The organism is Massilia agilis (assembly GCF_024756255.1).
Classification (GTDB): domain Bacteria; phylum Pseudomonadota; class Gammaproteobacteria; order Burkholderiales; family Burkholderiaceae_D; genus Telluria; species Telluria agilis.
In genome coordinates this window covers 1-3,350 of record NZ_JANUHB010000012.1, presented here as the reverse complement: position 1 = coordinate 3,350, position 3,350 = coordinate 1, and the positions used below count along the sequence as shown (strand labels likewise).

The window sequence follows — 3,350 nt, the reverse complement described above, 5'->3', positions numbered from 1 at the left end:
TGAGAAAGCCCGCAGACTGATGTCTGCGGGCTTTTTCGCTTTTGGAAAAGCCCCGTCAGCCTGAACGCGCTTGAGATCGCGTTCGTTGCCGACGGGGCTTTTTTGTTTTCTGTCCGGCCGGTTGGAGCGAACGCGGCCCGCGGTTTTCTTACTGGACTGTCCCGATCGATACCAGCCAGGTCAGGAAGCGATGGTGTGCCTGCTCGTCATTGCCGCCCGAAACGGTTTCGAGCTCGTCGTCAGTCAGCTCGCCCGTCGCTTGCGTTGCCAGCTTCTGCTGGATCCACTCATGGGCCTCGTCTTCATTGAAGTCGAAGCCCGCGTTGCGGCCCAGCTCGACGACATTGCGCTGGAAAGTCGACATGTCGCGTGCACCCATCAGGCTGTTGACCAGCGCAGGGTTGCGCAAGGCGTGTTTGTAGAACGCTTCGATATTTTGGATAGACATCCACTTGTCCTTTGTACCCGGGCCATGAAGGCGGGCGGTGATGGGTGCAATAAATGACAAGATATTAATCCCGGGATATTCGGTGGTCAACAAAGCGGCAGCGCGGTTTCACTTGCGCTGGTAAGTTCCCATGAGCTCGGTATGCGCAAGCACGTGCCCCTGGATTGCCTTCTCGAGCTGGGGCTTGGTCGGCCGCGCAAGGTCGGGCAACACGATGTCGAGCGCGTACAGCTTGTGAAAGTAGCGATGCCGGCCAGCGGGCGGGCAGGGGCCGCCATAGCTGGTCTTCTTGAAATCGTTCATGCCGGCGAGCGTGCCGGGCGGCAGGTCGCCCTGGTGCACTGCCGCCGGCAGCCCTGTCGCCTGTGGGGGAATGTTGTAGAGCACCCAGTGGACCCAGGTCATCTTCGGGGCGGCAGGATCCGGCGCGTCCGGGTCGTCGAGGATCAGCACGAGGCTCTTGGTGCCAGGCGGCACGCCCGACCACGAGAGCGCCGGCGACGTGTCAGCGCCATCGCAGGTATGAATGGCCGGAATGCTTGCACCGGCATGGAAATCGGCGGCGGTAAGGGTCAGGCTCATGACGGCACCTCGCATGTGGCTTTGCAGGCTTGGACAGGCGCCGCGCGCCGATGGTTGCCGGTTCGCGCCGCCGTTACCGGAAGCGGTACTGCGCCGACAAGCCCACGATCCAGTTGCGGCCGGGCGCTGCCTCATAATAGCGCTGATTGCTGTCGCCAACGATGAGCGAGCCGACGTAGCTGCGGTCGAACAGATTGTTCAGCCTGATGAATTCGCGGGTCTCCCAGCGGTTGAACGCCTGGCTTGCCTGCACGCGCGCATTCACCACGGCGTAGCCGGGCGCAGGATGGGCCGCGTTTGCATCGTCGGGATACGCGTTCGCGCTGGCGAAGGTTTCCACCGCTGCGCCGATGTGGCCGCTCGCGTCTTTCCAGCCGAGTTCACCGTACACGCTGGCGTTCGGCACACCGGGCAGGCGGCTGCCGGCGCGCACGCTGGCAAAGCCCTGATCGTACACGGCGCGCAGCAAGGTGGCGGCCAGGCGCGCGTTCCAGCCGGCGGCAAGGCCAGCGTCCAGCGAGACCTCCAGCCCCTGCCGCAGCGTGCGCGTGGCGTTGCGGTAGCTGGTGCGGCCACCGCTGGCGCTGTCGACCACCAACTCGTCATGCGTGTGCACCTCGAACACTGCAGCGTCAAGGCGTGTGCCGGGAGCGATGAGCGCCTTCGCGCCCGCCTCCAGGTGAAGACTGGTCGCGGGAGCGAGCGCAAAGTTGAAGCCACCACCCGCGCCGGAGTAGAACAGCTCGTTCAAGGTGGGCGTCTCGAACCCGCGGGCGGCGCTGGCGTACACGTTCACCGTGGGCGACAGCTTGTACAGCGCGCCCACGAAGGGCACCGTGCGGCTGTAGGTAACGCTGCCGCTGTCGTTGCCATTCGCAAGGTAGTGGTCGCGCACGTCAACGGTCAGGCGCGTGTGGCGCAGGCCGCCGGTCAGTATCCAGCGTCCGCGCTGCCATTCGGTTTGCACGTAGGGGGCGAGCGTGGACAGGTCATCGGTCTCGTCGCGCCGCAGTCGGCCTTCCACGCCAAGTTCGCTGCCCGCAAAGTTTTCGAAGCCCTTGCGCTTGTCGGTGGAGGCGCCGTATTCGAGCCCAACCGTGGTACGCAGCTGGCCGCCGGCAAGCGTGCGCTGGTCCTGCCAGTTCATGTCCACGCCGTCGAAGTCGCGGCCGAAGTCAACCACGCCGCCGGAATGCGTGGCCGGGGCCTGGAAGCCTTTCGAAAACGCCTGGTACTGGATAACTTGCCGGTTGCCGCCATAGACCGTCAGGTGCAGGCGATCCTCGCCGAAGCGCTGCTCGTAGGTCAGGCCAGCCTGGCTGTGGTCGATGCTCTTGCGCGTGTTGTAGCGCTCCGCAAAGCAGCGGGGCGGGGAAGCCGTATCGCTGGCGTCAGCCTCGCAGGCGCGCGCATCGCGGCTGAACGTTGCCCAGGTCACGCCGAGCGGATCCTGCGTGTCCGGCTGGTGCAGGGTGTTGGCGACAATGGTGAGCCGGCTGTCCGCGTTGGGGCGGGTCGTGATCTTGGCATAGCCCTGGTCGCGGGTGGCGGCGCTGTGGCGGCGGTAGCCGTCGGTCTCGAAGTGCGAGGCGTCGAGCAGGTAGCCAACCGGGCCGGCCGTGCCTTGCGCATTCAGGTCCGTCTTGCGGATACCGTCACTTCCCGCGGCGGTCGAGATGGCGACGTTCGGGGTGTCGCCCGGTTCGCGCGTGAAGAGCTGGACCACGCCACCCGAGTGGTTGCCGTACAGGGCAGAGAACGGCCCGCGCAGCACTTCGATGCGCTCGGCCATGTCCAGGTTGAAGGTCGCGGCCTGACCCTGGCCGTCCGGCATGGTGGCGGGGATGCCGTCCGTGACGAGCCGTACGCCGCGTACGCCAAACGCGGAGCGCGCCCCGAAGCCGCGCGAGGAGATCTGCAGGTCCTGCGCGTAGTTTTGCCGGTTCTGGACGACGATGCCAGGCACGCTGTTCAGCGATTCCGATGCGTTCACCCGCAACTGGGTGTCGTGGATGCGTGCTGCGTCCACCACATCGATGGCGGCAGGCAGGTCAAAACTGCTGTGCTCCGAGCGGCTGGCGCTGACGACCACGACGGTGGGCGGTGCGGCGGCTTCTTCCGGTTCGGCCGAGGTGGCCAGGCAGGGCACGACCAGCGGTAACGCCAGCGCGAGACGGGTTTTGCGGGGCAGCATACATCGGTGGGGCCAAGGCCCGTGGTCATTTTGACAGCGGACTATAGCGCACATATGGATGACCCAGCGATACGCTTGCACCAAAGCTTGTGCATCGCACAGAAAACCCTTGCGCACCCCGGCGCC

Annotated in this window: 3 protein-coding genes; all 3 read right to left on the bottom strand. The window is 65.5% G+C overall.

Annotated features, from left to right (window positions below; translation table 11 throughout):
* Window positions 1–148 precede the first annotated feature (148 nt).
* The 3 genes from NX774_RS23220 to NX774_RS23210 all read right to left on the bottom strand — a co-directional run bounded on the left by NX774_RS23220 (window position 149) and on the right by NX774_RS23210 (window position 3,224).
* Window positions 149–448, bottom strand: a complete 300-nt coding sequence (locus tag NX774_RS23220) for a Nif11-like leader peptide family RiPP precursor (protein ID WP_258824673.1) — start codon at window positions 446–448, stop codon at window positions 149–151.
* 108 nt (window positions 449–556) lie between these two features.
* The gene (locus NX774_RS23215) at window positions 557–1,030 is read right to left on the bottom strand and encodes a YbhB/YbcL family Raf kinase inhibitor-like protein (protein WP_258824674.1); all 474 of its coding nucleotides are present in this window, start codon (window positions 1,028–1,030) and stop codon (window positions 557–559) included.
* 73 nt (window positions 1,031–1,103) lie between these two features.
* Window positions 1,104–3,224: a TonB-dependent receptor family protein gene (locus NX774_RS23210; protein WP_258824672.1), complete on the bottom strand. Its 2,121-nt coding sequence runs from the start codon at window positions 3,222–3,224 to the stop codon at window positions 1,104–1,106.
* Between the last annotated feature and the right edge of the window lie 126 nt (window positions 3,225–3,350).